A 25846-nucleotide genomic window follows, 5' to 3' on the forward strand; every position below is an offset into this window, starting at 1 on the left:
ACCAGAGTTGACTTGTGTCAGTTTCGTGCCACCGGGCGCCGGAAGGCGTTCACCACGATGGAGATCCCGGTGGTGACGATGACCAGGTCGAAGATCATCTGAACGCTCACGACCGCCCGCGCCGCCTGACCCATCGGGATGATGTCCCCGAACCCGACCGTGCAGAGTGTGACCACCGAGAAGTAGAGCGCGTCCAGCCGCGTCTCGATGCCGTCGAACTGGTCGGCCAGCGTGAAGTAGAGCGCGGCGAATCCCGCCGCGACCACCTGGACCAGTGTGAGCAGCATGGCGATCTGCTCGGCCAGCCCGCCCGCGCCCAGCGCCCTTCTGACCTGGAAGCCGACCAGGCTCACCAGTCCCGCCACGCTGGCCCCCAGGACCACCCAGCGCACCGGCCCCGTCGCGCTCTCCCCGCCGCCGGGCAGTGGCGTGAAGAAGTACAGGCCGAGCACGAGCACGGTCGCGGCGAGCGCCCGCCCCCAGATCCGGACCGCGCGCCTCACCGGTGACGCAGATAGGGGTCGGTGACCCCGTCGATGCTCGCCAGCCCCGCCGCGTCGCAGCCGGTCTGCCGCGCGCCCGCCTTGTACGCGCTCTCCAGGAAGCCCAGCACCGTCGCGATCGGATCATCCGCCGCGCGCACGTCGTCGTACTTCAGGACCGCCAGATGGCTGCCGCGCGACGGCATCCACACCGCCCAGTCCGGCCACAGCGGCTCCCGGTCCAGGCCGGCCGGCTCGGGCGCGGTGTAGGAGTAGAACGCCGGCCACGGCCGCTCCTCGTCGCCGAACCAGAAGCCCGCGGAGATCACCTCCTGGCTGTAGGCCTCCCGCGTCACCGGATCCGCCTCCGGCGACACCTCCACCGTCTTGCCGGTGAACCTGGTCACCGCCAGGTCGAAGGTGTGCCAGAAGTGGTGCACCGGGCTGGTCTTGCCGCAGAAGTCCGCCGCGTACCGCTCCAGCACGCTCGCCACCTGCGACAGGATCACCCAGTACCGGTTGACCAGCGCGGCGTCGTAGGCCGCGTGCTTGGTGTCCTCCGCGAACGGCGTGCGATCCGTCAGGTCGAACGGCACCGCCTGGATCTCCACGTCGATCCCGAAGTCGTCGAGGATCTCGAACAGGCTGGCGTGGAAGCTCGCCACCGACTGCCCCACCAGCGCGAACTCCGCACTCCTGCCGTCACCCCTGTCCACCACCAGCCGGTGCCGGACCAGGTCGAAGTCGATGCAGAACTGGTCCGTCGGCCCGCCCATCGGCCGGGTCGTCAGCCCCCGCCCGGTCAGGTGGAAGGGGACGTTCCACCAGTGGTTCCGCCTCGGACTCGCCGCCAGGCGCACCTTGCCCACGATCTGGGTGAAGCGGTGCATGGTGTCCTTGGTCTCCAGCCAGTCTTCGTACGGCATGGCGGGAAAGAGCTGCATGGCGGTCTCCTCGATCGTCCTTCCTGGCCATCGTGCCCAGGTCGCAGGCCTGCCATGCGGTCAGCACATCGACGGAGCCGTAAACTGCGGCACCATGTCGCGCTTATGGCGGCGGCCAAGGGGACGTGCCCGCGTCGCGGGCCGACCGTGGCGGGGGTGCGGCGGTCGTGGGCGGTGATGTGGGTGGACACCGGCGGCATCCAGGCGTGGGAGGCGGGGTACGGCGCGCTCGACCACTCCGGCCGGTTCCTGCGTGCCGGGACGGGGACCGTCCATCTGACCTGGGGCGGCGAGCAGGCGGGGCCGGTCTGCGTGACGGGCGAGGCGCACCGGAGCCGGCCACCGGCGCTCAAGGGGTGGACGCGCTCGGGGGAGCTCTCCTTCCGCAGCCGGACCGGCGTGGTGGAGTTCTTCGGCGACGGCGGGGAGCTGCTGGGCGATGTGACCGTGGGTGGGCCGGGGCGCTACCGGCTGCGCGCCTACGTGCGGAGCGGCGCGCAGCCGGAGGTGCTGATCATGGCGTGGCCGCTGAAGCGCTAGCCGACTCCTGGTAGCCCTTGGCGTGCAGGGCGTACAGGGTCGCGTAGAGGTCCCCGGCGGCCATCAGGTCGGCGTGGCTGCCGACCTCGCGGATCCGGCAGTCGTCCAGCACCACGATCAGGTCCGCGCTGCGGACGGTGGCGAAGCGGTGGGAGACGAAGACGGTGATCGTCCCGTCCCCCGACCGCGCGGCGGTCTCCTGGAAGCTGCGGAAGATCTCGTACTCGGCGGCCGGGTCCAGATTGGCCGCCGGCTCGTCCAGCACGCGGAGCAGCGGGGCCTCCCGCAGACCGGCCCTGGCCATGGCGAGCTTCTGCCACTGCCCGCCGGACAGGTCGGTGCCGCCGGGGAAGGTGGCGCCGAGCTGGGTCTGCAGGCCCTGCGGGAGCAGGCCGGGGATGGCGGCGGCGCCGGCCCGGTCGAGGGCGGCCTCGACCGCGGGCAGGTCGTCGATCCGGGGCAGGTCGCCGAGCCCGACCGACTCGTGCAGCAGGAACTCGGGGCGCAGGTAGTCCTGGAAACACGCGGTCGTACGGCGGCGCCAGGCCTGGAGGTCGTAGTCGGTGATGTCCCGCCCGGCGTAGGTGATCCGGCCCGAGGTGGGCTGGTACATCTGGCACAGCAGCTTGACCAGCGTGGTCTTGCCCGCGCCGTTCTCGCCCACGATGGCGACGGTGCTCCCGGCGGGCAGGCGCAGGGACAGGTCGTCCAGGATGGGCCGCGCGGCGCCGGGATAGCTGAAGGTGAGACGGTCGAGCACGAGGTCGTGCCCGGGCGGCGGCGGCACGGCCGAGCCGTTCCGCGCCTGGACCACGGCCTTGGCGTGGTCGTCGAGCCACAGGTAGTAGCCCACCGTGCGGACCGAGCGCTGCAGGAACGACAGCATGGTGATCATGCCGGAGACGTTCGAGGTGAGCTGCGAGCCGAGCGACAGGGTGAGCACGACGTCGCCCGGGGTGGCCTTGCCGGCGAGGGCGGCGGAGACGACCAGGTAGAGCGCGCCGGCGAAGCCGAGCCCGAACAGGGTCCAGCCGCCGCTCGTCCACAGCGCGCTCCGCCACTCCGCGCGGCGCTTGGGGCCGTCGACCTGCTCCTGGAGGTCGCGGTGGCGTTCGGCGAGCTCGCCCTGCAGGCCGTAGACGCGGATCTCCTTGGCCGACAGGGGCGAGGTGACGAGGGTGAACAGGGCCTTGCGCAGCCGGTTGGGCTCGGTGGTGTGCTCCTCGGCCCGGGCCGTGGCGCGCTCGCCGCGCCGTACCGCGAGGACGGTCGGGAAGGCGAGCAGCACCAGGAAGAGCAGTTCGGGGCGGACGCTCATCAGCAGGGACACGGTCAGGCCGAAGGTGATGAGGGTGCGCGCGTTCTCCACGATGATGCCGAACGCGCCGCCGAGGCCCTGCCGGTGGTTGCGCAGCAGGTCGAGCCGGTCCTGGTAGGCCGGGTTCTCGTGGTGGTCGAGCTGGGGCAGCGAGCCGCAGAGGGTCATGATGCGCTGGTCGAGGACGAGCCCGACGCGCAACTGCAACTGGATGCGCGCCTCGGCGACGAGCGTGCCGGCCAGGAACGCGACGACCAGCGCGCCGGCCAGCAACGCGGCGGCGCTCGTCATGCCGGCCAGGTCGGCGGCGGTCGCCGAGTCCACCATCAGGCGCAGCCCGATCGCGGTCACCGCGGCGATGGCCCCGCTCACCGGCGTCAGCGCCAGCACGAGCAGGGCCTTGCGCGGGTCGGCGCGGAAGGCGGCGCCGATCAGCAGGGCGGTGCTGCGCGCCAGCTTGCGCGGGGTCATGCGGTCGTCGACCAGCTCAGACACGGTGCGCCTCCCGGAACGGTGCGCTCTGCAGGGTGAACATGTGGGCGTACTGGCCGCCGAGCGCCATGAGCTCGTCGTGCGAGCCGTACTCGACCACCCGGCCGCCGTCGAGCACGCAGATCCGGTCGGCCAGCCGTACCGTCGCGAAGCGGTGGGAGACGAGGATCGTGGTGAGGCCGCGGGTGAGGTCGAGGAAGTGCTCGTAGATCTCGGCCTCGGCGCGGACGTCGAGGTTGGCGGTGGGCTCGTCGAGGACGAGCACCTTCGCGCCGTGCTCGACCGCCAGGAGCGCGCGGGCCAGCGCCACCCGCTGCCACTGCCCGCCGGACAGGTCCGTGCCGCCCTCGAACCGGCGGCTCAGCGGCGTGTCCCAGCCCGCGGCCAGCCGGGGGAGCACCTGGTCGAGCCCCGAGATCGCGGCCACCCGCTCCAGCGCGGCATCGGACCGGTCGGCGTCGAGCCGGCCGAAGCCCACGTTGTCGCGCAAAGGCAGCTCGTAGCGCAGGAACTCCTGGAAGACCACCGCGAGCTGCCTGCGCCACGCCTTGGCGTCCAGTTCGTGCAGGTCCGTGCCGTCGACGGTGATCCGGCCGCTGTCCGGCTCGTACAGGCGCGACAGCAGCTTGACGATCGTGCTCTTGCCCGCGCCGTTGACCCCGACGATGGCCAGCGACGTCCCGGCGGGGATGTCGAGATCGAGCCCCTGCAGCACGGGACGGTCGGGGTAGCCGAAACTGACGTTCTCCAGCCGGATGCCCTGCGTGGGCACCCCTTCCCCGGGCTGTACGGCAGGCCGCCGATGCGCGGCCTCGACGCCGAGCCGCCCGACGGCCACCGCGTGGGGGACGGCGGTGCTGGCATGCGTCAACATCCACTGCACGTCACCCAGGAAGCCCAGCAGCGAGAGCCCGGTGATCGCCTGGAGCGCGACCACGATCGACTCGACCCCGAGCCGGCCGCCGGCGACCGCGAAAGCCAGGTAGAGGAAGATTGCGACGTGCGCGGCCCCGACCAGCGCGAGGCTGGCCGTCTTCACCAGGGTGCTGCCCATGCTCCCCGCCGTGCCGGTGCCCTCGTGCCAGGCCCGGGTGAACCGGTCGAGCAGCCAGTCCTGCCAGCCGAAGACGCGGATCTCCTTCGCGGCGGCGTCGCCGATGGCCAGGTCCCTGGCGTAGGCGGCGTGCCGGAGCCGGGGCATCGTCCCGGAGCTCGCGGCGACCGTCTGCTTCAGGTCGCGCAGCCGCCAGCGGGACAGCAGGATCCACACCGCGGCCAGCGGGAACGGCAACCACCACTCGACCGTGGCCAGGGTGATCGCCGCGGCGAGCCCGCCCAGCCGGCTGGAGACCAGCCGCGCCAGCGAGGTCACCGCGTTGCCCGGCGGGTAGCCGGTGTTCAGGCCCTGCGCGAGCTGAATGCGGTCGGAGACGACCGGATCGGTGAGATGCTCGATCCCGATCGGCCGCAGCGTGCCCTCCAGGGTGGTCTGGTTGAGCATCGCGGTGAAACGGCGGGCCAGCGAGTTGCCGAGCGCGGTCTCGACCGGGTCGAGCGCCAGCCGGAGCACGTAGATCGTCCCCAGGGCGGCCAGGTACCAGCCCACCGCGCCCGAGCGCGTTGCCAGCTCCGCCACCAGAGCGCCGCTCGCCAGGATGAAACCCGCGCTGAGCAGCGCGTCCAGCACCACCAGGAACGACAGCGCCGCGGTCAGCCCCGGGGACACCTTGGGCAGCGCGCGGACCACGGCCAGCACGCTGGTGTGGTTCTTGGTCGTGTCGGCGCTCATCGCAGCCCCAGCGTGGCCAGCCATCGGCGGTCGCCCCCCTCCACGGTCAGCAGGGCGGCCAGCACGCCGCCGGCGCCGTTCATCAACGACCAGTCGGTGGCCGCCAGCTCGGCGACCTCCTCGTGCCGGTCGAGCAGGTAGCCGTGCAGGTGGGCGGCCAGCGCCTGGGCCCCGGCGAGCGGGGTGTGCCGGGCGAAGGCGTCGAAGACCAGCAGAACGCCGGCGGCGCCGTGGCAGATGGCCAGGTTCCGCAGGTCTCGCTCGTCGTCGTAGGCGGTGACGAAGGAGGCCGCCGCTTCGAGCGCGAAGGAGGCCAGTTCGGGATCGCCGAGGACCCGGGCGGTCTCCCACACCACCCACGCGTTGCTCGGACAGCCGTAGCACCAGGCCTGGAGCGGGCGGCTCGGGAACTCGACGCCGCTCGCGTGCGGCCAGGCGTAGACGCCGCGGCCGTCAGGGCGGCACTCGGCGATCAGGCGGCCGGCGAGGCGGGCCAGGGTGGTGGCCAGCTCGTCGCTCAGCCCGTCGGCCTCCGCCGCGGCGCACAGGGCGATCATGATGCCGGGGAGGCCGTGCGCCAGGCCGAGGTTGACGTGGCCGATGTTCCACCGGCGCAGGTGGTCGTCCTGCTGCGCGCCGATTCGCAGCCGCGCCAGGTCCGGTGCGGCGCAGAGCCCGAGCAGGTGGCCGGTCAGGGGCGCTCGTACCGAGGCGGGCACCTCCGGATCGGAGGCCAGCGCCACCAGGGTGCCCGACGGGCCCACGATCAGGTCGTAGTCCGCCCAGCCGACCTCGCTGTCGCGCCAGGTCGTGGTGGCCAACTGCGCGACCAGCGCCTCGCGTTGCGCGGCGGCGGGTACGGCCAGCTTGGGCAGGGCGGTCGCGGCGATCCGCAGGTTGAGCAGGCGTTCGGCGGACCCGCCGAAGAGGCCCAGCCCACGCGGGGCGTGCTTCAGCCCGCGCAGCCATGAGGTCAGGGCACGAGTGGCGTCCGGCCCGGACAGCGCCCCGCCGACGATCGCCATGGCCGCGTCGGGTGCGACCTGCGGGAGCTCGCCCAGCAGCCGTCCGAGGCGCGCCAGGCTGGGTGATCGTTCCGTCACGTGGGGCATGGGGGGCCTTTCGCAGAGGATGGCGGCGCAGAGGGGGTGCGCCGCCATCACTTCCTGGGTGGATCAGGGACGGGGCTCAGGGGGTGCCGTCCCTTGGGTGAGGCCGGCTGATCAGATCAGCGAGGTGCGGTGCGGAGGCTGTTGCTTCCGCACCACCACCAGCTCGGGTTCTACCGGCAGTGCGGCGTGGATCTCCAGATCGTCACCGGAGTCCTCGACCTCGGTGTGGTCCTCGGACGTGGTCTGCTCGGCCATCGAGAATCCCCTCATCAGCAGGGACAGGTGTGGGTGCAGTTGTTGGTGTCGTCGCTGCCGACCGGCAGGGCGTGGAGTTCGAGGTCCTCGATGAGCTCGTCGACCTGCTCCTGACCCGGCTCGGACGCGGTGTTCTCGGACACGGTGCGCCTTCCCTGCTCAGCAGTTGCAGGTGTTGGTGACCTGGCAGTCCTCCGTGACGGTGCCGCCCTCGCGGACAGCGTGCACTTCGAGGTCGTCGATGAGCTCCTCGACCTGGTCCTGGCCGGGCTCGGGTGCGGTGTTCTCAGACATGGTGGTTTCCCTTCGGTTTCAGCAGTTGCAGGTGCTGGTGAGGTTGCAGTCCTCGGTGACGGTGCCGCCCTCGCGGATGGCGTGGACCTCGAGGTCGTCGATGAGCTCCTCGACCTTGTCCTGGCCGGGCTCGGGTGCGGTGTTCTCGGACATGGGGTTTTCCTTTCGGTTGTGGGTGTGACGGGGGCTTGGGTGGGCTATCCGCAGTCCCAGGTGAGGGCGGTGCAGTCCCGGGTGAACTCGGACGCGACCGGTGCGGTGGAGTGGGTCTCGAGCTCGTCGATGAGCTCGTCGACCTGCTCCTCGTCGGGCGTGGGGCGGTCTGACATGAGGTCCGCCCTGCTCAGCCCGGCTCGCAGCCCAGGATGGTGACGCACCACTCGACGGACAGCGATCCGCCCTCGCGGACTGCGTGGACTTCCAGGTCGTCGATCAGTTCGTCGACCTGGTCCTCGGGCTCGGGTGCGGGGTTGTCTGACATGACGCGGGTCCTTTCGATTAGCCGAACGGGCAGATCCGGGTGCAGTTGACGGTGGCTTCCTCGATGGCCGGGGAGGAGTGGAGCTCCAGGTCGTCGATGAGGTCGTCGACGTCGTCGGGTTCGGGGGTGATGGGGTCGGGCATGGGGAGCCTCCTCTGCGGTTGGGCTGACACGGCTCGGGCGGCCAGGTCCTGGGGGGAGAGGTCGTACGGCAGGCGGATCATGAGTTCGGCGGCGACCGGGTCGGTGGCGGCGCGGACGGGGAGGGCGTCGGGGGAGGGGATCATCTCGGTGATGATCAGGCGCCGGGGTTCCGAGTCGGCCTTGGCCAGGGCCTTGAGCATCTGGTCGAGGACTCGAGGGGCGCGGACGCTTTCCAGGTCGCAGCCGACGGGCTGCGTGCCGTACTGGTGGTGGGAGAGGAAGACCCAGCGGGGCAGGCCGAGTTCGGTGCGCAGCCGGTCGAGGGCGCGCAGTTCGGACAGCGCGTCGCCGCCGAGGAAGGCGAGGCGGGCGGGGTCGAGGGACCACTGGGCGGGGGAGACGACGAGGGCGCCGGCCACGGTGATCCGGGGTACGAAGGTGCGGCCGGGGTGGGCGGCGAGGGAGAAGCCGAGCCGCCGGGTGTGCGAGGCCCGCGCCATGGAGTCGGCGTTGAGGATCTCGGTGAGCACGGTCCAGGGCGCGGTGGCGGTGCGCGTGACGTGCTGGACGATGCGCACGGGGCGGCCGGCGTGGGAGATGACGACCCGGCCGTCGGCCTGGTGGACGGTGAGTTCGCCCAGGGGGAGGAAGCCGTCGGGGTCCCAGGAGGGCCAGTACTGCCCGCAGTACGGGTCGCCGGTCCACAGCCTGGTGTAGCGGGGACGGCGGACGGCGTTGGCGGCCCGTTCGGACAGCGGCGGGTAGAGCACCTCCACCGAGGGCAGGCCGGTCAGCCGGTCCAGCTCGTCGAGGAAGGCCCGGTAGTGGTCGGCGGCGGGCACGGAGCCGTGCAGCCAGCGCAGGGCGTCGACGAAGCGGGCGTCGAGCACGCCGGCCGGGCCGGACCCGTCGAGCACCCACCCGCCCGAGGCCAGCGGCCTGAGCATGACGTCGGTCGGCCAGGTGAGCGGCGCCTGCGGGGCGCCCAGCTCGTCGAGGAGGCCGGCGCCGATGTCCACGGGCCCGTCGGCCGCGGCGATCAGCGCGAGGAGCCGGCCGTAGGCCGAGTCGGGGCTGGTCGCGGGCGGCCAGCCGCTCTTGCGTCCGTGCGAGGCCAGCGACTCCTGCTCGACCCGGCCGGCGGCCTCGGCCACGAAGACGTCCATGAGCGGCTGCGGCTGCTCGCCGAGGCGGTCGAGGAAGGCGGGCGGCGTCTGCGGATGCTCGGCCTTGATCAGCGCGTGGATCCGCCGGCACTGCTCGAAGGCGTGCTGCAGCGTCGCCAGGTCGGCCGACAGGGGCTCGTTCGCCCGCCGGTACACGTCCACGAAGCCGGTCTCGGGCGGCGTCTCCTGCTCGGTGATCGTCCGCCAGGGACGGCGCTGCCGGTGCGGGGGAGCCGACACGTCGAGGATGCCGCGCCGGGCGAGCTTGCCGAGGAAGGCGGGCGACACCTGGGGCAGTTCGCGGGTCAGGTCGCCGACGGTGCGGGCGCGCGGGCCGAGGGTCTCGACGATCCGGTCGAGGCCGGCGGCCAGGCGGACCTTGCAGGTCATCATGTCGCGCGAGCCCGGCTTGGTGGTGTCGCGGGTCCAGATGGCCAGGCGGCCGTCGTCGAGCCAGTGCAGCGGGGTGAGCGAGATCAGGTGCTCGGGGTCGAGCGGTTCGGCGCCGGCCAGGTCGACCCGGTGGGTGTGCACGTTCTGCGTCCACTCGACGGCGGCCTCGTCGGACACCGAGATCTGCCCGGCGACGCCGTGCGTCTCCACGTCGGCGAGGTGGAGCAGGGCGACGTGCCCGAGCCAGCCGCGCGGGGTGGTCTTGACCGTGCCGCGGGCGATCATGCGCCAGAGGTACTCGCTGCTGCGCCGGAGCCGCTTGGAGGTCCAGGGCTCGCCGGCGGCCAGGCGGCGGCGGATGTCGGCGGCGATGTCGAAGCTCTCGCGGTCGTGGGTGAGGCGGGCGCCGATCAGGTCCCAGGGCAGGGACAGCAGGCGCTCGTGCTCGGCGTCGAGGTGGCGGGCGGCCTGCCGGCCGAGGTCGTGAACCAGGCCGGAGAGGCGTTCGTGCTCGTCGAGGGCGGGCTGCAGCGCGTCGGGGACGATCGGGCGCAGGCCGGTGACGGCGGGGTGTCTGCCCTGGTGGAGGCTTCGCCGTACGGACAGGATCAGGCGGCGCTCGGCGACGGCCAGGGCCGGGACGAGCTCGGCCAGCCGGTCGGCGAGCGCGGCGGCGTGCTCGCGGTAGCGGGTCTCGGCCTGGTCCAGCGTGCGGAGCAGGTCGAAGAGGGCGGGGGCCGAGCCGGCCAGCCACGTGCTGATCGGCAGCCCGGCGATCCGGAGCAGGGCGCTCATCCGGCCGCCCCCGCCCGGCAGGTCAGGCGGCTCATACGCTGCCCTCCACGCCACGGATCAGCAGGGCCTCGGTGAGGAGGGACTGCCGGGCGCCGGGGAGCCGCGCGCGGTTCCAGTGGAAGATGATCACGAAGGCGGCGACCTCGCGCGGTCCGATGAGGGCGTGGCCGCTCTCGAAGTACTCCTCGAACCAGCGAGGTCCTTCCTCGCGCACCGCCGCGTCGTACTCCTCTGCCAGCGCGATCGCCTCGGGCGAGAGCTTGGCGGCCAGCTTCTCCCTGGACGGCCAGGCCGAGCGCAGGGCGGCGGCGAGGGTCTTGACCCGGGGGTCGTCCAGCGCGCCGGGGGCGGCACGGCCGTGGCGGCGCAGCCGGTCCCAGACGTCCAGGTCCTCCCAGCCGACCACCTTCAGCGTGGCCAGCAGCGACTGGATCATGAGCAGCGACATCGCCCACGCCGGGCCGGGCGCGTCCAGGCGGTGGAAGCCGAGCCAGGCCAGCGAGTCGGCGGTGAAGACCCGGTGCACGCTGCGCATCGAGGACTCGCCGCCGAACAGGTAGGTCTCCGGCTCGTAGACGCCGTGACGCCACTGCTCGATCAGGCCCTCCTGCTGCCAGCCGGCCAGCCGCTCGGTCACCAGGTCGCCGAAACCGGGAGCGGCCTGGAAGCGGATGCGGAGCCCGGGGGCCTTGTGCATGAAGAAGAACTCGGTCGCCGACCCCTCGGCGAGCGCGGGGCGCGCGAGGGACTCCAGCTCCGCGTACACGTCGCGGTGGGTCTTGAGTCCGTACTGGAGCCAGTGCTCCGGCGGGGCCTTCGGTTCGATCAGTCGCACATGAGTACTGTCGGCCGGGGTCTTTAGAGCCGGGTCATAGTCCGCTCATAGCAGCGACAGCGGGCGGACGCGGGTGCCGCCGGCGGCCTGGTGCAGGCGGGCGAGCATGGCGACCGCGGCCCGGGTGACCGCCCTCGTCCCGGCTCGGTGCTCGAACCAGCGCCAGTCGCCGGTGACGTTGGCTTCGAGGAAGACCGGCTCGCGCGAGCCGTCCAGCAGGAAGTCGAAGGCCGCGTAGGTCAGCCCCAGGGCCTCCGCCAGGCGGCGGGTGGCGGTGGCGACCGGCGGGGGAACCGGACAGGCCGTCACCTCGACCGTCTCCTCGGCGAGCCAGAGTGCTTCGGGGGAGTCCTTGACGACGCGGAAGGCGTGCAGCTCGCCGCGCAGGTGGTAGACGCGCAGCTCGGTGGAGTGGGGGACGTACTCCTGCAGCACCAGGGGCGCTTGCCGGGGCCAGGCACGCACCTCGTCGCGGGGCGCGATCCGGGCGAAGGCGGCGGCCAGCAGGCCGGGGGCGGCTTCGACGGCGTGGCTGTCGAGGGCCTTGGCGACGACCCGGGCGGAGCGCAGCCGGTCGACGTCGGTGGCGGGGTGGGTGGTGACGAGCGTCCGTGGCACCCGGATGCCGAGGTCGCGGGCGGTGGCGAGCTGGTGGAGCAGGCCGGGACCGGTGCCCAGGACGGGCGCTCCGGCGCAGAGGGCGAGCTGGCCGAGCAGGGCGCGCCAGGCGTCGCTGCGGTAGCGGCGCACCGCGGTGGCCGGGTGCTCGGGGGCGGCGCGGGGTGAGAGGTGCCTGAGCCACACGACGGTCGGCCGCATGCCGTCGCAGCGGAGGCCCTCGTCGTCCACCAGGACCGGCGTGTCCAGCCCCGCGCGCAGGGAGGGGATGCCGAGCCGCCACAGCCCGGCCCGCAGCGCGTCCACCTCCGGGTCCCGCTCCCGCGCCAGGAAGACCGGGCACGGTACGGCAGGCGTATCCGCCCCCACGTTGTCGAAGCGGGGCCGCAGGTCGATCACGCGGGACGGGTCGCCGAGTTGGCACTCCAGCGGCGGCCCGTTCACCGGTCCAGGCTCGCCAGCCAGGCGGCCACCCGGCCCGCCGGCAGCGTGGCCCCACGCCCGAGGTAGTGCTCCTCGGCCCGCCGGGCCAAGTCCCGGGCCTCGGCGGTGCGGCCCTGCTCGTGCCGGGCACGGGCGAGCTCGGCCAGGACGTCGCCGCGCAGGCACGGGTCGTCGGTGCCGTCCAGCAGACCGAGGACGGCCTCGGCCTGCTCCCGGCGGCCGGCGCGGGCGCGCAGGCAGCGGGCGACCAGTTCCGCCCGCAGCTCCAGCCCCTCGTCCGGCAGCTCGCCCAGGGGCCGGCCGGCGTGGAAGTGCTCGCGGGCGGCGTACACGCGGAGCGTCTGGGCGGGCACGGGCAGGTCCATCGACTCCAGGGCGCGCGCGGCCTCGCCGTACAGGGCGGCGGAGCGGGTGTGGTCGCCGGCCAGCGAGCAGACCAGGGCCCGCGCCTGGACGACGGCGGTGCCGGCCAGGCTGAGGTTGAGGTCACGGGCGTGCGACGCGGCCCGGTCGAGCAGCTCGTGCGCCGCCGCGATCTCCCCGCGCAGCGCCCGCAGCCGGGCCTCGGTGAAGCGCACCATGACCAGCAGCGCCCGGTCGCCGGCGAACCGCTCGGCCAGCACCGCGCAGAGCGCGAGCCCCTCCTCCAGCGGCGCGGGCGACCACTGCGCCAGCTCGCAGCGCGCGATCAGCAGCCGCTTCTCCTCGTACAGGTCGCCCAGCGCCCGCGCGTGCTCGGCCGCGGCCCGCATGGCCCGCTCGGCCTTGCCGACCTGCCCGGCGGCCAGCCAGGTAAGCGCCCGCACCTGCTGCATCCGGCACCACCCGAGATGGTCGCCGGGGTCGGGTTCGGGCCCGTCGTACGGCCCGGCCGAGCCGTACCGCAGGGCGAGCAGGTGCCGCTGGATGGCGAGCGTGCGCCGCCCGCGCGGGTCGGCGAAGGCGGCGGCGCCGCGCTCCAGCAGCGCGGCGGCCTCCTCCCGGCGGCCGAGCAGCAGGTAGGCGTCGCACAGCCGCAGCACCAGCACCCGGTGCTCGGGCTCCTCGACCGGCATCAGGACCAGCGCCCGTTCCAGCAGGTTGACCGCGGCCGACAGGTCCTTGCGGGCCAGCGCCTGGGTGCCCGCCTCGGCCAGGTGCGCACCGGCCCGGCGGGCGAGCGGCAGGTTGGCCGGGGCGCCGGGCGAGACCTCCCGGGCCAGCAGGCAGGCGGCCTCCAGGTGGTAGGCCACCTCGTGCCCGTCCGCGAGCTGGTCGGCGATGCGCAGGTGCCACTCGCGCCGCTCGGCCTTGGGGCTCATCGAGTAGACGACGTCCCGGGTGAGGGCCTGCGCGAAGCGGAGGTCACGCCCGGCCGGCTCCACCAGGCGGCGGCGTTGCACCTGGGCCAATGCCTCCGGCACCTCCTCCGGCGCGTCGTGCAGCGCGGCCACCCCGGCGCGGCTGAAGCGGCGGCCGAAGGCGGAGGCGCGGGCCAGCACCCGGCGCTCGCGGCCGGACAGCCGGTCGATCCGCGCGGTCAGCAGCGCCTGCACGGTTGGCGGGATGGCGTCCTCCTCGCCCTCGGCCAGCATGTCCATCATCAGCTCGGCGAACAGCGGGTTGCCGCCGCTGGCCTCGGCGACCCGCTCCAGCGCTTCGGCCGCCGAGTGCGCCACCAGGTCGGGTTCCAGGTGCGCCAGGAGCAGGTCGAGCTCTTCAGGCGAGAGCGGGCCCGGCTCGATCGTCACCGCCGACGCCCAGCCGGGACGGGCTTCGAGCAGCTCGGGCCTGGCCACGCAGATCAGCAGTACCGGCAGCCCGGACACCTCGGCGGCCAGCTCCTCCAGCAGGTCGAGCAGGGTCGGCTCGGCCCAGTGCAGGTCCTCGCAGACCACGATCAGCGGGCCTTCCGTGGCCAGCTCGGTCACCTGGCGGCGCACCACCCACGCGATCTCCTCCACGCCGCGGTCGGAGCCGAGGCAGGCGGCCAGGTCCGCGCCGCCGGGCAGCTCGTGGAAGAGCTCGGCGATCGGCTGGTAGGTGATGCCCTTGCCGTACGACTGGCAGTGGCCGGTCAGCACGCGCGCCGCCCCGGGCGGCAGCGCGGCCAGGAACTCGCGCACCAGCCGGGTCTTGCCCAGCCCGGGCACGCCCAGGACGGTGACGACCCGGCACTCGCGCTCGCGCACCACCCGGTCGAAGGCTCGGCGGAGCGCCGCCAGCTCGGCGGCCCGGCCGACGAAGGGCGCGCGGTCGCGCTCGACCGCCGCCTTGCGCCCGGTGACCAGCCACGCCGGCACCGGCTTGGCCTTGCCCTTCAGGGCGAGCGGCGGCATCGGCCGCAGCTCCATCAGGTCCCGTACGGCACGCGCCACGCTCTTGCCGATGAGGATCTCGCCGGCCCCGGCGGCCGACTGCAGCCGGGCGGCGGTGTTGACCGCGTCCCCGACCACCCGCAGGTCGCCGGTGGGCAACGAGGTGGCGATCACCTCGCCGGAGAAGATCCCCGAGTGCACGTCGAGCCCGCCGCCCAGCCCGCGCACGCCCTCGGTCACCTCCAGCGCGGCCCGTACGGCACGCGCCGCGTCGTCCTCGTGCGCCACCGGCATCCCGAAGACCGCCATGACCGCGTCGCCGATGAACTTCTCGATCACCCCGCCGTGCGCGCCGATGGCCTCCGTGCACACCCGGTAGTAGCGGTCCATGAGGACGCGCAGCGGCTCGGGATCGAGCCACTCGGCCAGGGTGGTCGAGCCGATCAGGTCGATGAAGAGCACCACGACGTTCTTGCGGCTGCTCAGCGCGGGGACCTCGGCCAAGCGGGCGCCGCAGTTGCGGCAGAAACGATCCTGCGCCGTGGTCTCCGCGCGGCAGCCGGGGCACATCAGAGCACCTTGACCTCGTGGCCTTCCACGTCGGCGTCGTCGGCCTCCTCCAGCTTGGCCTTGATCGAGTTGAGCACCTCGACCTCGGACTCCGACAACCCGGCGAACACGGCCCGCTGGCCGTCGGTGAGGAACTCCAGCGGGTGACCGGCCTCCAGCAGCGCGGTCAGGGCATCGAACGACATGGCGATCCTTTCCTACAGCCGGCCGGAACTGGTCAGCACGAACTTGCCGAGCGCCTCGAGCAGCTCGTCCACCGCGGAACTGGGCGCGTCGGCCCGGCTGAGCGCCGACTCCAGCCGGTGCAGCGGGGTGACCTCCCGCCCCCGGACCACGGTCACCAGCGCGAGCGTGATCGCGAGCTGGTTGGCCAGCTCGGTGAGCAGGTCGATGGCGGCCAGCTCGCCGAACCGGTCGAGCGCGGGGTCGAGCACCTGCAGCACACCGATGATGTGCTCGTCGAGCTCCAGCGGCGCGGCCATCAGCGTCTCCGGCACGTAGCCGGTGCGCGCGGCGAACTCGCGGTCGAAGCGGGGGTCCTGGCGCACGTCGCAGACCACGGTCTCGCCGGTCTGGAAGACCCACCCCGCCACGCCGTGCCCGGACGGGATGGCCAGGCCCACCAGGCGGTCCTCGCCCTCGCCCGAGGAGGCCTCGAAGATCAGCTGATCGGTCTGCTCGTCGTGCAGGAAGATCGAGGCCGCGGCGGCTGAGAAGGTCAGCCGGCCCAGCCGTACCGTCGAGCGCATGACTTCGGTGTGCGCGCCGGGCAGCAGCACCCGGCCGAGCGAGGCGGTCAGGGAGTCGGGCATCTCCAGGCCCATGTCGTTCTCCTCAGATCCTGTTGTCGGCGATCGCGGCCAGCACGTACTTGAGCTGGCCGGTGGGCAGGCCCGGGTGGTGACCCAGGATGCGGGCGCACATGCCGGTGACGTGCGGGGTGGCGAAGCTGTTGCCGGACAGCCGGGAGCGGCCGCCGCCCGGCTGCGGGACCTCGACGGCGACCCCGCGGGCGAAGAACTCCACCGGCGGCTCGGGGTTGGCCTCCAGGTACTCGCTGTCCAGGCGGCTGTGCGAGCCCACCGAGATGACGCTCGCGAAGTTCCAGGGGTAGGAGCGCACCGGCCGGTTGTGCGCGGAGGCGACGACGGTGACCCCGGCGAAACTGGCACGGTCCACCAGGTCGTGCAGGGCTTCCTTGTGCTCGGTGCGGCGCGTGGACAGGCTCAGGTTGACCAGGTGGAAGCCCTCCTCCACGGCCCACTCCAGCGCGGTCAGCAGCACCTCGCCGCTGCCGCGCAGGCCGCCGCCGAGCACGCGCACGCTGGTCAGCTCGCAGTCGGGGGCGACCGTGCGGATCACCCCCGCGCAGGCGGTGCCGTGCCCGGCCTGGTCGCCCTCGGCGTCCGGGACGACGCGCAGGCCGCCGGGCCCGTTCGTCACGGTGAGCGCGGTGACCGGGCCGCCGAGCTCGGGGTGGGTGGCGTCCACCCCGCTGTCGATCAGGCAGACCCGGACCCCGGAGCCCTTGGAGGAGCCCCAGGCCCACTCGCGGGTGATCTCGGCGGGCAGGGCGAGCCGCGCGGAGTCCATGGCCGCGCCACGCGAGGCGTGCGCGATCCGGAACCTCTGGGTGAGTGCGTCCTCGACGACTCGCGTACCCGTCATACGCGCATGGTCGGCACTGCCGTTCAGAGTTGTCTCATAGTCCGGTTACAGTGCCGGCCGGCCCGGCCGAGCTTGCGGCGCTCGGCCGGCTTGGGCGGGGGCGCGGCGTGCAGGACGAGCTCCTCCTGCTCGGCTTCGAGCTCGTTCACCAGCTCCGCCACGGTACGGCCGGCACAGGCGTCGGCGGCGGCCAGGCGCAGCGCCGCGGGCAGGTGGTCGCAGAGCTCCGCCAGCCGGTCGACCTCGGCGGCCTCCGCGCGCACCCGGTCCGGGCCGATCAGGCGGCCCAGCAGCTCGCGCGCCTCGGCGGGGGAGAGCGGCGGCAGACGCAGCGGCCTGGCCCCGTCCAGCGCGATCAGCCCGCTCAGGCTCGCGCGGCTGGTGACCAGGGTGAGGCTGCCGCCCGCGCCCGGCAGGAGCGGCCTGACCTGCTCGGAGGCGGCGACGTTGTCGAGCAGCACCAGCAGGCGGCGGCCGGCCGTCTGGGTGCGGTAGAGCGCGGCGGCCTCCTCGATGTCCAGGCCGCGGTCGTCCTCGCCGCCGCCCAGTGCGCGCAACAGCCGCGAGAGGGCGCGGCGGGAGCCGTACTCCTGGAGGTCGAGGTGGAGCTGCCCGTCGGGGAAGCGCTCGCGGGCCAGGTGCGCCCAGTGCACCGCGAGCGCGGTCTTGCCGGCGCCCGCCGGGCCCAGGAGCGCCGCGGTGAGCGGGGTCGTGAGCTCGCGGGTGGCCTCGTCCAGCCAGCGGAGCTGGGCGGCGCGGCCGGTGAAGGCGGAGACCGGCGGCGGGAGCTGGGCGGGCGGGCGCCTGGCGGGTGAAGGCGGTGGCGGGGCGGGCGGGCCGGCCAGCAGGTCCGGGTCGTTGCGCAGGATCGCCAGCTCCAGCCGCTGGAAGTCCGGCCCCGGGTCGAGGCCGATCTCGTCGGCGAGCCGCCGCCGCGCCGCCCGGGCCGCCTCCAGCGCCACGCCCGCCTGGCCGCTGCGGTAGAGCGCGGTCATGAGCTGGCAGGTCAGCCGCTCGCGGAAGGGGTGCGCGCGGGTCAGCTCGGTGAGCTCCTCCAGCAGGTCGAGGTGGCGGCCCAGGCGCAGCTCGGCGGTGAGCCTGTCCTCCAATGCGGTCAGCCGGGCCTCCTCCAGGCCGCCGCCGAGCCGTTCCTGCACCTCGGGAAGGGCCGCTCCGGCCAGCGCGGGCCCGCGCCACAGGCCGAGGGCCGCCTCCAGCAGGGTGACCCGGACGTGGTCGTCGGGCGCGAGCCGGGCCTGCTGGACCAGGTCGCGGAAGCGGTGCACGTCGACCGAGGCCGGGTCGGTGCGCAGCAGGTAGCCCGAGCCCTGGGAGACCAGGTCGACCTCGGGGATCTCCTTGAAGGCCGTGCGAAGCTGGGACACGGCCACCCGGACCGCGTGCTCGGCGGTGCGCGGCGGCGACTCCGGCCAGATCAGTTCGACCAGGCGGCGCACTGGAACCGGCCGGTTGGCCTCCAGCGCCAAAATGGCCAGGGTCAGGCGCTGTTTGCGCGGCCCCAGCCCGATGCGGCGCCCGTCGTGGTAAGCCTCGACGGTACCGAGTATTCGGAACTCCATCACCACCCCACTGTGGGACCGGCCTTCGGGGGAGACATCGGCGCTTCCACCCCATAAATCCCGATATTTCGGGGTTCATGAGGGCGGATGCCCCCAGAAAGTCCCCGCCGCCAGGTCGCACAGCGCGGCCCGATCGGCCTGGCCGGTCTTCAGCAGCAGGCTGGCCACGTGTTTCTCCACGGTGCGCGGCGAGATGAACAGCCGCTTGGCGATGTCCACATTCCCCCGCCGCCCGGCCAGCAGCACGAAGACCTCGTACTCCCGCACCGTCACGCCCAGCCGCCGCAGCTCCTCGGGGATGCGCTCGTGCCCGCTGCGCCGGTGCGCCGCCGCCACGCCGGCCTGGCGCAGCAACGTCCGGCAGGCCCCGGCCACCGCCGGGATCCCCGCCTCGTGGAAGTACTCCTCGGCGGTCCGCAACCAGGTGGGCGCGTCACCCCAGCCGTCGGCCACCGCGGCCTCGGCCACCAGCCGCAGTCCCAGGTTCGCCGCCATCCGGTACGGCTGCGCCGCCTCCCTGGCCGCCTCGACCAGCGTGTGCGCCTCGTCCCCGCGCCCCGACCTGCCCATCGCCACCGCCGCGGCCAGCAGCAGGAAGTGCCGGTTCCAGCGCAACGTCCCCGCCGGGGTCGCGGCGATCTCCGCGCACTCCTCGGGACCCGCCCGGTCGGCGAGCGCGTCCAGCAGCACGCCCAGCCCGAACCGACCGGTCAGCGAGTAGACGCTCGGGTGCGCGTCCTCCCACGCCCGGGCCCGGCCCAGCGACTCGACCGCGGCCTCCCGATCCTCCTCCAGCAGCGCGCAGACCGCCTGGCACAGGCCGTGGGAGAGCGCCACGTACTCGCCGTCCTCGCCGCCCCAGCGGCGGAAGGCGCCCAGCGCCTTGTCCATCTCCTTGCGCCGGCCCTGGTGCGCGGCCGAGGTGGCCTGGGTGAGCAGCACGTACTGGGTGTAGTCGGCGTGGCTCAGCCGGATGCTCGTCTCGGCCCACGAGGCGGCCAGCGACTCGGCCTGCTCGTAGTCGCCGCGCAGGACCAGCAACATCGCCAGCGTCGCCTGGGCGGTGTGCATCGAGGTCACCGCGCCGGCCGCGGCGGCTTGCCGTACCGCCTGTTCCAGAGCGGTGGTGTCGCCGTGCCGGAGGCTGCCGTTGATCGCCAGCCGGACCAGCGCGCGGATCCGCCACAGGCCCAGCCCGTGCTCCTCGGCGATGGCCTGCACCTTGGCCAGGCACTGGTCGGCCTCGGCCAGGCCGCGCGGGCGCACGAGGTAGGCCAGCAGCTCCCAGGCCTGGCAGGCCACCCCGGGCAGGGGCAGCCGCTCGGCGGTCTCCGCCGCCCGCCGGGCCAGCCGCTCCGGCGCGTGGTCGGACACCCGGGTCATGAGCTGGGCCTCGACCACGTCCAGGGCCGTGGAGTGCGCCTCCTCCCAGTGCGCCTCCAGGACCTCCCGGGCCGTGGAGACGTGTGCCATGCCCTCCGAGAAGCGGCCGGCCTCGGCGGCGATCCAGGCCATGGTGACGCGCAGGCCGATCCGATCGGCGGGCGGCACGGCCGGGCCGTCCAGCTCCGACAGCTCCCCGGCCAGGGCCGCGGCGCGCTCCGCCTGCCCGCCCTCGGACAGCGCGTACAGCAGTGAGGCCAGCACCTTGGCGCGCACCTGCGGCTGGTCGTCGCGCAGCCGCTCGTAGGCGTTCTCCAGCAGGCTGATCGCCGAGCCGGCCGCGCCGCTGTCCAGCAGCCGCTGCCCCGCGTCGGCCAGCAGCCGCCCGGCCTCCGCCTCCTCCCCGGCGACCAGGTGCAGCCCGGCCGCGACCTGGCACCACTCGCCCGGCAACCCGGGCTGCAGCCGGGTGACCGCGGTGACCGCCCGCCGGGCGATCATCGTGCGCTCGGTGGGGATCAGGCTGCTGAGCAGCGCCTCGGCGGTGAGCGCGTGCCGGAAGGCGTACCAGCCGGTCTCGGTCTCGTCCGGCTTGATGAGCTGCGCGGCCACGCCCGCCCGCAGGAAGGCCAGCATGTCCCGGTCCGACAGCCCCACGATCGCCTGCAACGGCGCGACCGGGAAGCGCCGGCCGAAGATCGCGGCGGCGCGCAGGATCTCCTGGCCGGCCGGGCCGATCTGCTCGGCCCGCACCGCGATGCTCTCGATCAGCGTCACCGGCACCTGCGTGGCCGGATCGCTGGTCAGGTGCCAGCGCCCGTCGGCCAGCTCCAGCGCGCCGGTCCCGGCCATGGCGCTGAGCAGCTCCTCGACCACGAACGGGTTGCCGTCGGCGGTGCGCTCCAGGTGGCGTAACAGCCGGGGCGGCACCTCGTCCGGCGCGCAGTCGAGGCAGGCGGCGGCCAGCGCGCCCAGGTCCGCCCCGGTCAGCGGGTCGAGCCCGAGCACGGTGGCGGTCCGCCGCCGGGCGCAGTCGTCGGCCACCCGCCGCGCCTGGCTGCTGTGCCCGCGCAGGTTGGCCAGGAGCATGATCGGCAGCTCTTCGAGGTTGTCGGCGAGGTACTCCACCACCGCGAGCGTCTCGGTGTCGGCGTCGTGCAGATCCTCCAGGACCAGCACGACGCCCCGGTCGCGGCCGATCGCGATCAGCAGCCGCAGCACGGCCTCCGACAGCACGATGAGCGACTCGAGGTGCTCGGCGCCCGGCGTGGTGCGCCACTCGGGCAGGAGCGTGGTCAAGGCCGGCAGGTAGGCGTCGAGGGCGGGGTCGTTGGGCGGCCCGTTCGTCCTGGCGAAGGAGAACAGCGCCTCGCGCAGCGGCTTGTACGACACGTCCCGGCTGGAGCCGCTGCCGCGCCCGCGCAGGACCACCATCCCGTCGTCGAGCGCCTGGTAGGTGCAGTCGGCGACCAGCCTCGACTTGCCGATGCCGGCGTCACCGGTGAGGAAGACGGCTCCGCCGCGCCCTTGCCGCGCGGCGGTCAGGAGCGCGCCGAGAAGCGCACTCTCCCGATCCCGGCCGATCAGCAAGGGCGAGCGAAACCGCATGGCGCCAGGTTAGGCATCGGGGGCGGAAGGGATCATCACCCGCGCGGCTGGTTTAGACCGGGCACGTCTGTGCACGTGGTTAGGGCCGGACCGAAATCGTCGCAGGCTGGGAGGTTGACCAGGGAACCGGTAGGGGAGTCGAGGGCGGGGCGGGCACCGGGAATCATTCCGGTCAGGATCCAGGGACGGCTGAAGGCGGTGACACCGGAGACTCTGATCACGATCTTGCCTGAGGGGTGCTCGTCCACGCTGTCAATCCAGGAGTGTTCGGTCATGCTTTCTCCCTTGTCGTGAGCGGGTGGCGAGGGGGCTTAACGAAGGAGCAGGACGGCGGGAACCCGCTCCGGGTCCGTCAGGCGTAACAGGCCGTGGCCGATGCCGGCCAGGCCGGTCAGGAGCCCTGGGGTGGGCACCTGGTTCGGCGTCCCGCAGCGGGGGCCGAACTGTTCCAGCGAGGCCAGCAGGTGCCCCGCGTACCGGTTCATCGCACTTGCGGCCTCCTTGTCTCCGCGGGCGGTCAGGGTGGTCAGCAGCTCGATCCGGCCCAGCTCGCCGTGACACAGGTCGTGGGTCGCCAGGGGGAGGGTGTCACCGATGCCCTTCCGTACTTGTTTCCAGCCGTACCGCCCGTCATCCACGCGGGCGAGCAACCTGCCGGGCGTGCCCCGGCACCAGGACAACCCGAGCGTGCGACCTTGGTGGTCTACAGGGTTGTCGCGGCCTCTATGGCTCTCGTGGGTATTACGGCTCTTCTGGTGCTTTCGGTTCGCGCGGCGGAGAGCCCAATCCACGCCGCACCCCCCGAAGGCGAACCCCGGGGCCAGCTCCACCTCCCGAACCCGGGCCGCCAGCACCTCCGCACACCGATCGGCCGCCGCCCTCGCCCGTTCCAGCCCGGTGATCTCCGCGACGGCGCACAACGCGGCCAGCCCCCCGGCCAGCCCGTCGTACACGTCCACCGGCGGTGTCCCCTCGCCGATCGCGAAGTCCAGCAGCTCCAGCGCCCGCTCCAGGCACGCCTCCAGCCCCGCGCCCGGCAACAGCACCGACAACCGGGCCACCGCGTACACGATGCCCCCCAGCCCGCCGAACCCGCCCGGACCCACCGCGACCGCCAGCTCCGGCGTCAGCCCCTCCAGCAGCGGCGGCAACCCGGCCACCGCCCGCAGCGCCACCTCGCGATACTCCTCCACCCCCGTCACGAGACCCGCCTGCGCCAGGAAGAGCGCCACCCCCGAATACCCCGTCGCCAATCCACCGCCCAGCGGCATCACCGACCAGTGCCCCGGCGCGATCGGCTCCAGACCCAGCCAGTTCACCCGCTCCCCGTCGCTGTGCACGTCCGCGCAGAGCTGATCGGCCAGCCCCCGCGCCGCCGCCAGCAGCGTCTCCGGAAGCGGCGGCGTCGGAGCCAGCCGTACCGCCCCCGGTGTCGGTACCGGATGCTGGTCGCCGGTGTCCCGGGCGGCGAGCGACGCCCGGATGATCCACTCCTGGTCCGCCAGATCCGCCGGACCCATCGTGGCGACCTTCCTGGTCACCGCGTCCAGGCCCGACTCCTTCAGCGACACCCCCAGCGGCGTCCCGTCGTCACCCACCAGCTCCAGCGAGTCGCCCCGGGTGGAGAACATCGGCACGTCCCCGGCCCACAACGCCCCCACCTCGTACGGCACCGCCGCCAGCAGCAGGGGATCGCCGCCCGACACCCCGGCCAGCAGGTGGAACACCGCGTCCCGGACCCTCGCCTGGCGCATCACGTCCGGATGCGTCGACTCGCTCAGCAGCTCGGCGTACAGGCGGCTCTGCCGTACCACCACCCGGACCTCGTCCCCGGCGAACCGCCGCAGCAGCCCGGCCAGCAGCTCCTCCCGACTGGCCGCTATCGCGTGGTAGGCGGCCTGGAAGCCTTGGATCAGGCTCCGCACGTGCTCGGCCGGATCCACCTCCACACCCGCCAGCATCGGCCGGTTCGCCGCGCCCGTGAACCGGGTCGCGCTGCGGACCAGCCGCATCGTGTCCGTGCCCGCGTCCTCCCACGTCGCCGCCGAGAACGGCGCCACCCCCATCTTGTCGCCGCCCAGCCCCGACACGTCCAGGACGCCCTGATCGCCCATCACGAACTGCGGCAGCAGCGCCGTCCGCTGCACCGACTCGCGCAGCACCCGCAACGCCGGATCCGTCGTGTCCGGCCCCGCCAGGCCCGTCGGATGCAGCACCGTCTCCACGTCCACCACCAGCGGCTGATCCCCGCACGCCACCAGGTTCTCGTAGTGGATGTCCGTCCCGTTCACCACGTCCAGCAGCGTCAGCAGGGCGCCTTGGCGGCGGTAGAACCGGCTCACCTGCTCCGCCGTCGTGCACGGCGCCGCCTCGGCGAACTCCACCCACCCGTACCCGTCCCGCGCCAGCACCCTGACCGTCCCCAGCTCCAGCCCGGGCACCCTTTCATTCAGCCAGCGCACGAGCTCGTTGAAGTGCAGATGCGCCGTAACCGGCCTTGGCCGGTACACCACCTTTCCCCCACCGGCGAACTCCAGCACACACACGGCCCGCCCTTGGCGATGCCGATCCCCAGCCGCCACAAACCCGACCAGCTCGCCTAGCCCAGCGTCCGCCGGCTCGCTGCCTTGGTGGGCGCCCCTTTTGGCTGGCTCGCTCCCTTGCTGGGCGCCCTTTTTGGCCGGCCCGCTCCCTTGCTGGACGCCCTTCCCCGCGGGCTCGCTGTCTTGGTGGACGCCGTTTCCCTGCGGCTCGCCGATCAGCCAGGCCAGCTCCTCCCGATCGGCCTCGAACCGCCCGAGCAGTTCCACCCCCGCCTCAACCGCCTGCTCACAAGCCTGCCCAAGCACCCGAGCCAGCACCGGATACCTCCGCAGCAGCGCCGGCAACCCTTCCCTGCTCCGCGCCACAAACTCCCGAAACCGCTCCTCCGGCGTACCCCCCGCCAGCTCCCCCTTCACCCGCATCACGTTCAGCTCAAGCACCAGCACCCGAGCCGCCAGCCCCGCCAACCTCCCCGCCAGCCCGGCCACGAACCGCTCCCGCACCGCCTCGGCGTCGACCCCGCCCCCCATCGCCGCCCGCAGATCCTCCCCGGCCTGCACCGCCAGCGGCCACACCACCCCCGCGAAGTCCTCGTCGGTCGCCTCCCCAGCCCCGACCCGCTCCACCCTGGCCGCCCAAGACGGCACCCCGCCGCACTCCTCCCCAGGGATCAGCGCCGCTTCCCACCAACGGTCGGTCATGGGGCCAGTATTGAAGGACCCCCCACCCCCGACATGGGGGACATGCCCCCATAAAGTCACAACCCCCGACGCTCCCAAAACCAACCGCCCGCTCCAACGGCCCCTGAGCGATCAATTGGCGGACATTCCCCGCCATCGCGGACACGTACGCGGAATCACAGCCCCTGACTCATTGGAAGCGGGGTTATGGTCCTTGTGACCGTCGTCGACGCATACAAGGGCATGCGGAGGTGGGTGCCATGCCGTTGGAGATCGGACTGTGGCGAGTCGACGGCCAACCAGCGAAGCTAGGCACGTCGATGATGCCCCTGGAATCCCGGTTAGAGGAGCTCCTCGAGACCGACCCGAGCATGCTAGGGCTCGCCGTGCTCCTGATCGGCCGGCAAGTCTCCACCGCGCACGGCAAGTTCATCGACCTCCTCGGCATCGACGCCGAAGGGACCCTTCACGTCCTGGAGCTGAAACGGGATCGAACCTCTAGAGACGTCGTTGCGCAGGTACTGGACTACGGCTCGTGGGTACGAAACCTCGCCAACGAAGAGGTCCGCGCCATCTATGACGACTACGCGAGACGACAAGGGCGCGCAGAAGGGTTCGACCGAGCTTTCGCGGAATGGTTCGGCGCGACTCCTCCCGAGTCACTCAATACGAGCCACACTTTGACCGTGGTCGCCAGCGAACTGGACGCGGCCACCGAGCGGATCGTCACCTATCTGGCGACGGAACACCAGGTTCCAGTGAATGTGCTGTTCTTCCGCTACTTCGAGGACGAGGGCAGGTCCTATCTGGCTCGGACCTGGCTGATGGACGAAGCCAAGGCCGCGAATCCGGCCGCCGGCTCCCCGGGCCGCAGTAAGAAGGAGGCCTGGAACGGCCAGGATTGGTACGTCGCCTTCGGCGAGGAACCAGCAGGACGCTCCTGGGAGGATGCCCGCCGCTACGGCTTCGTTTCCGCCGGCGGCGGAGACTTCTACTCCAGGACGCTGCGCACCCTCCCGATCGGGGCCCGGGTGTTCGTGCACATCCCGCAGTCGGGATACGTCGGAGTCGGAACTGTCACCGCCGAAGCGCGCCCTTACCCCGAGGTCTTCCTGACCACAGGAGGCGTAACCCGCCGGATGGCGGAACTGGACCTCGCGGGCACCTACGTCCACGCGGACGCTCCCCAGGACGGGCAAGACCGTCGCGAATGGGTTGTGCAGGTGGAGTGGCTAGCAACGGTGCCACGCGCTCAGGCGCTGTGGAAGCTGGGCATGTTCGCCAACCAGAACTCAGCTTGCAGACTCCGCTCCGGCTTCAGCATCGACGAGGCCACCCGGTACTTCAAGCTCGACAGCTAGCCAGCCCCAACAGGGCGTCCAAGAACTGCACGAAGCCTAGATAGTCGCTTCAG

24 protein-coding genes are annotated in these 25846 nt (G+C 72.9%); 2 read left to right on the forward strand and 22 right to left on the reverse strand.

The genetic code is table 11. The features are described from left to right. Nucleotides 1-17: 17 nt before the first annotated feature. Both AB0I67_RS00190 and AB0I67_RS00195 read right to left on the reverse strand, forming a co-directional pair. Nucleotides 18-503 (reverse strand): ion channel, encoded by a 486-nt coding sequence (locus AB0I67_RS00190; protein WP_357915105.1) that lies wholly within the window; start codon nucleotides 501-503, stop codon nucleotides 18-20. After that, complete coding sequence (locus tag AB0I67_RS00195; protein WP_357915108.1) at nucleotides 500-1426, reverse strand: DUF5996 family protein; 927 nt, start codon at nucleotides 1424-1426, stop codon at nucleotides 500-502. Before AB0I67_RS00195 ends, AB0I67_RS00190 begins: the two co-directional genes overlap by 4 nt. 156 nt (nucleotides 1427-1582) lie before the next feature. Here AB0I67_RS00195 and AB0I67_RS00200 point away from each other — a divergent pair, with 156 nt between their 5' ends. Further along, on the forward strand, nucleotides 1583-1966 hold the full coding sequence (locus AB0I67_RS00200) for a hypothetical protein (RefSeq protein ID WP_357915111.1): 384 nt from the start codon (nucleotides 1583-1585) through the stop codon (nucleotides 1964-1966). Here AB0I67_RS00200 and AB0I67_RS00205 read toward each other — a convergent pair. The 20 genes from AB0I67_RS00205 to AB0I67_RS00300 form a co-directional block, all read right to left on the reverse strand. After that, nucleotides 1941-3779, reverse strand: coding sequence for an ABC transporter ATP-binding protein (locus AB0I67_RS00205; protein ID WP_357915114.1), 1839 nt, complete (start codon nucleotides 3777-3779; stop codon nucleotides 1941-1943). The genes AB0I67_RS00200 and AB0I67_RS00205 overlap by 26 nt on opposite strands. Next, the gene (locus tag AB0I67_RS00210) at nucleotides 3772-5565 is read right to left on the reverse strand and encodes an ABC transporter ATP-binding protein (RefSeq protein ID WP_357915117.1); all 1794 of its coding nucleotides are present in this window, start codon (nucleotides 5563-5565) and stop codon (nucleotides 3772-3774) included. The genes AB0I67_RS00205 and AB0I67_RS00210 overlap by 8 nt, the downstream gene beginning before the upstream one ends. Continuing rightward, complete coding sequence (locus AB0I67_RS00215; RefSeq protein WP_357915120.1) at nucleotides 5562-6668, reverse strand: lanthionine synthetase LanC family protein; 1107 nt, start codon at nucleotides 6666-6668, stop codon at nucleotides 5562-5564. The genes AB0I67_RS00210 and AB0I67_RS00215 overlap by 4 nt, the downstream gene beginning before the upstream one ends. A 120-nt stretch (nucleotides 6669-6788) precedes the next feature. Then, complete coding sequence (locus AB0I67_RS00220; RefSeq protein ID WP_357915123.1) at nucleotides 6789-6932, reverse strand: hypothetical protein; 144 nt, start codon at nucleotides 6930-6932, stop codon at nucleotides 6789-6791. Nucleotides 6933-6946: 14 nt separating this feature from the next. Further along, the gene (locus tag AB0I67_RS00225; RefSeq protein ID WP_357915126.1) at nucleotides 6947-7075 is read right to left on the reverse strand and encodes a hypothetical protein; all 129 of its coding nucleotides are present in this window, start codon (nucleotides 7073-7075) and stop codon (nucleotides 6947-6949) included. Between the two features lie 16 nt (nucleotides 7076-7091). Continuing rightward, nucleotides 7092-7226: a hypothetical protein gene (locus AB0I67_RS00230; RefSeq protein WP_357915129.1), complete on the reverse strand. Its 135-nt coding sequence runs from the start codon at nucleotides 7224-7226 to the stop codon at nucleotides 7092-7094. A gap of 18 nt (nucleotides 7227-7244) precedes the next feature. Then, entirely contained in the window at nucleotides 7245-7379 is a 135-nt protein-coding gene (locus AB0I67_RS00235; protein WP_357915132.1) for a hypothetical protein, read from the reverse strand. A 44-nt stretch (nucleotides 7380-7423) separates the two neighbouring features. After that, entirely contained in the window at nucleotides 7424-7555 is a 132-nt protein-coding gene (locus tag AB0I67_RS00240; protein WP_357915135.1) for a hypothetical protein, read from the reverse strand. A 14-nt stretch (nucleotides 7556-7569) separates the two neighbouring features. Further along, nucleotides 7570-7707 carry a hypothetical protein gene (locus tag AB0I67_RS00245; protein ID WP_357915138.1) on the reverse strand — a complete coding sequence of 46 codons (138 nt, stop codon included), beginning with the start codon at nucleotides 7705-7707 and terminating at the stop codon, nucleotides 7570-7572. Between the two features lie 17 nt (nucleotides 7708-7724). Beyond that, on the reverse strand, nucleotides 7725-10205 hold the full coding sequence (locus AB0I67_RS00250) for a lantibiotic dehydratase (protein ID WP_357915141.1): 2481 nt from the start codon (nucleotides 10203-10205) through the stop codon (nucleotides 7725-7727). 31 nt (nucleotides 10206-10236) lie between these two features. Continuing rightward, entirely contained in the window at nucleotides 10237-11040 is an 804-nt protein-coding gene (locus AB0I67_RS00255) for a thiopeptide-type bacteriocin biosynthesis protein (RefSeq protein WP_357915144.1), read from the reverse strand. A 45-nt stretch (nucleotides 11041-11085) separates the two neighbouring features. Then, a complete protein-coding gene (locus AB0I67_RS00260; RefSeq protein WP_357915147.1) occupies nucleotides 11086-12102 on the reverse strand; it encodes a hypothetical protein in 1017 nt (338 codons plus the stop codon). Further along, nucleotides 12099-14969, reverse strand: a complete 2871-nt coding sequence (locus tag AB0I67_RS00265; protein WP_357915150.1) for an AAA family ATPase — start codon at nucleotides 14967-14969, stop codon at nucleotides 12099-12101. The genes AB0I67_RS00260 and AB0I67_RS00265 overlap by 4 nt, the downstream gene beginning before the upstream one ends. Next, on the reverse strand, nucleotides 14969-15154 hold the full coding sequence (locus AB0I67_RS00270; protein ID WP_357915153.1) for an aroma-sacti cluster domain-containing protein: 186 nt from the start codon (nucleotides 15152-15154) through the stop codon (nucleotides 14969-14971). The genes AB0I67_RS00265 and AB0I67_RS00270 overlap by 1 nt, the downstream gene beginning before the upstream one ends. A gap of 12 nt (nucleotides 15155-15166) precedes the next feature. Beyond that, a complete protein-coding gene (locus AB0I67_RS00275; RefSeq protein WP_357915155.1) occupies nucleotides 15167-15793 on the reverse strand; it encodes a GAF domain-containing protein in 627 nt (208 codons plus the stop codon). 10 nt (nucleotides 15794-15803) lie between these two features. After that, the gene (locus AB0I67_RS00280; protein ID WP_357915158.1) at nucleotides 15804-16637 is read right to left on the reverse strand and encodes a S8 family serine peptidase; all 834 of its coding nucleotides are present in this window, start codon (nucleotides 16635-16637) and stop codon (nucleotides 15804-15806) included. Between the two features lie 23 nt (nucleotides 16638-16660). Further along, on the reverse strand, nucleotides 16661-18217 hold the full coding sequence (locus AB0I67_RS00285; protein WP_357915161.1) for an AfsR/SARP family transcriptional regulator: 1557 nt from the start codon (nucleotides 18215-18217) through the stop codon (nucleotides 16661-16663). Between the two features lie 75 nt (nucleotides 18218-18292). Further along, nucleotides 18293-21208: an AAA family ATPase gene (locus AB0I67_RS00290; RefSeq protein ID WP_357915164.1), complete on the reverse strand. Its 2916-nt coding sequence runs from the start codon at nucleotides 21206-21208 to the stop codon at nucleotides 18293-18295. Nucleotides 21209-21243: 35 nt separating this feature from the next. Beyond that, the gene (locus tag AB0I67_RS00295; protein WP_357915167.1) at nucleotides 21244-21483 is read right to left on the reverse strand and encodes a hypothetical protein; all 240 of its coding nucleotides are present in this window, start codon (nucleotides 21481-21483) and stop codon (nucleotides 21244-21246) included. Nucleotides 21484-21519: 36 nt separating this feature from the next. After that, nucleotides 21520-24453: a type 2 lanthipeptide synthetase LanM family protein gene (locus AB0I67_RS00300; RefSeq protein WP_357915170.1), complete on the reverse strand. Its 2934-nt coding sequence runs from the start codon at nucleotides 24451-24453 to the stop codon at nucleotides 21520-21522. Between the two features lie 239 nt (nucleotides 24454-24692). Between AB0I67_RS00300 and AB0I67_RS00305 the strand changes: the two genes are divergently transcribed. After that, nucleotides 24693-25793, forward strand: a complete 1101-nt coding sequence (locus AB0I67_RS00305; protein ID WP_357915173.1) for an endonuclease NucS domain-containing protein — start codon at nucleotides 24693-24695, stop codon at nucleotides 25791-25793. Nucleotides 25794-25846 lie beyond the last annotated feature (53 nt).

The organism is Nonomuraea sp. NPDC050310 (assembly GCF_040655795.1).
In the GTDB taxonomy this organism is placed as follows: domain Bacteria; phylum Actinomycetota; class Actinomycetes; order Streptosporangiales; family Streptosporangiaceae; genus Nonomuraea.

Excerpts from the sequence above, each read along its gene's own strand:
- AB0I67_RS00195 (WP_357915108.1), bottom strand. The coding sequence starts at position 1,426 with ATGCAGCTCTTTCCCGCCATGCCGTACGAAGACTGGCTGGAGACCAAG.
- AB0I67_RS00210 (WP_357915117.1), bottom strand. The coding sequence starts at position 5,565 with ATGAGCGCCGACACGACCAAGAACCACACCAGCGTGCTGGCCGTGGTC.
- AB0I67_RS00220 (WP_357915123.1), bottom strand. The coding sequence starts at position 6,932 with ATGGCCGAGCAGACCACGTCCGAGGACCACACCGAGGTCGAGGACTCC.
- AB0I67_RS00230 (WP_357915129.1), bottom strand. The coding sequence starts at position 7,226 with ATGTCTGAGAACACCGCACCCGAGCCCGGCCAGGACCAGGTCGAGGAG.
- AB0I67_RS00235 (WP_357915132.1), bottom strand. The coding sequence starts at position 7,379 with ATGTCCGAGAACACCGCACCCGAGCCCGGCCAGGACAAGGTCGAGGAG.
- AB0I67_RS00240 (WP_357915135.1), bottom strand. The coding sequence starts at position 7,555 with ATGTCAGACCGCCCCACGCCCGACGAGGAGCAGGTCGACGAGCTCATC.
- AB0I67_RS00245 (WP_357915138.1), bottom strand. The coding sequence starts at position 7,707 with ATGTCAGACAACCCCGCACCCGAGCCCGAGGACCAGGTCGACGAACTG.
- AB0I67_RS00250 (WP_357915141.1), bottom strand. The coding sequence starts at position 10,205 with ATGAGCGCCCTGCTCCGGATCGCCGGGCTGCCGATCAGCACGTGGCTG.
- AB0I67_RS00265 (WP_357915150.1), bottom strand. The coding sequence starts at position 14,969 with ATGTGCCCCGGCTGCCGCGCGGAGACCACGGCGCAGGATCGTTTCTGC.
- AB0I67_RS00270 (WP_357915153.1), bottom strand. The coding sequence starts at position 15,154 with ATGTCGTTCGATGCCCTGACCGCGCTGCTGGAGGCCGGTCACCCGCTG.
- AB0I67_RS00275 (WP_357915155.1), bottom strand. The coding sequence starts at position 15,793 with ATGGGCCTGGAGATGCCCGACTCCCTGACCGCCTCGCTCGGCCGGGTG.
- AB0I67_RS00280 (WP_357915158.1), bottom strand. The coding sequence starts at position 16,637 with ATGACGGGTACGCGAGTCGTCGAGGACGCACTCACCCAGAGGTTCCGG.
- AB0I67_RS00285 (WP_357915161.1), bottom strand. The coding sequence starts at position 18,217 with ATGGAGTTCCGAATACTCGGTACCGTCGAGGCTTACCACGACGGGCGC.
- AB0I67_RS00290 (WP_357915164.1), bottom strand. The coding sequence starts at position 21,208 with ATGCGGTTTCGCTCGCCCTTGCTGATCGGCCGGGATCGGGAGAGTGCG.
- AB0I67_RS00295 (WP_357915167.1), bottom strand. The coding sequence starts at position 21,483 with ATGACCGAACACTCCTGGATTGACAGCGTGGACGAGCACCCCTCAGGC.
- AB0I67_RS00300 (WP_357915170.1), bottom strand. The coding sequence starts at position 24,453 with ATGACCGACCGTTGGTGGGAAGCGGCGCTGATCCCTGGGGAGGAGTGC.
- AB0I67_RS00305 (WP_357915173.1), top strand. The coding sequence starts at position 24,693 with ATGCCGTTGGAGATCGGACTGTGGCGAGTCGACGGCCAACCAGCGAAG.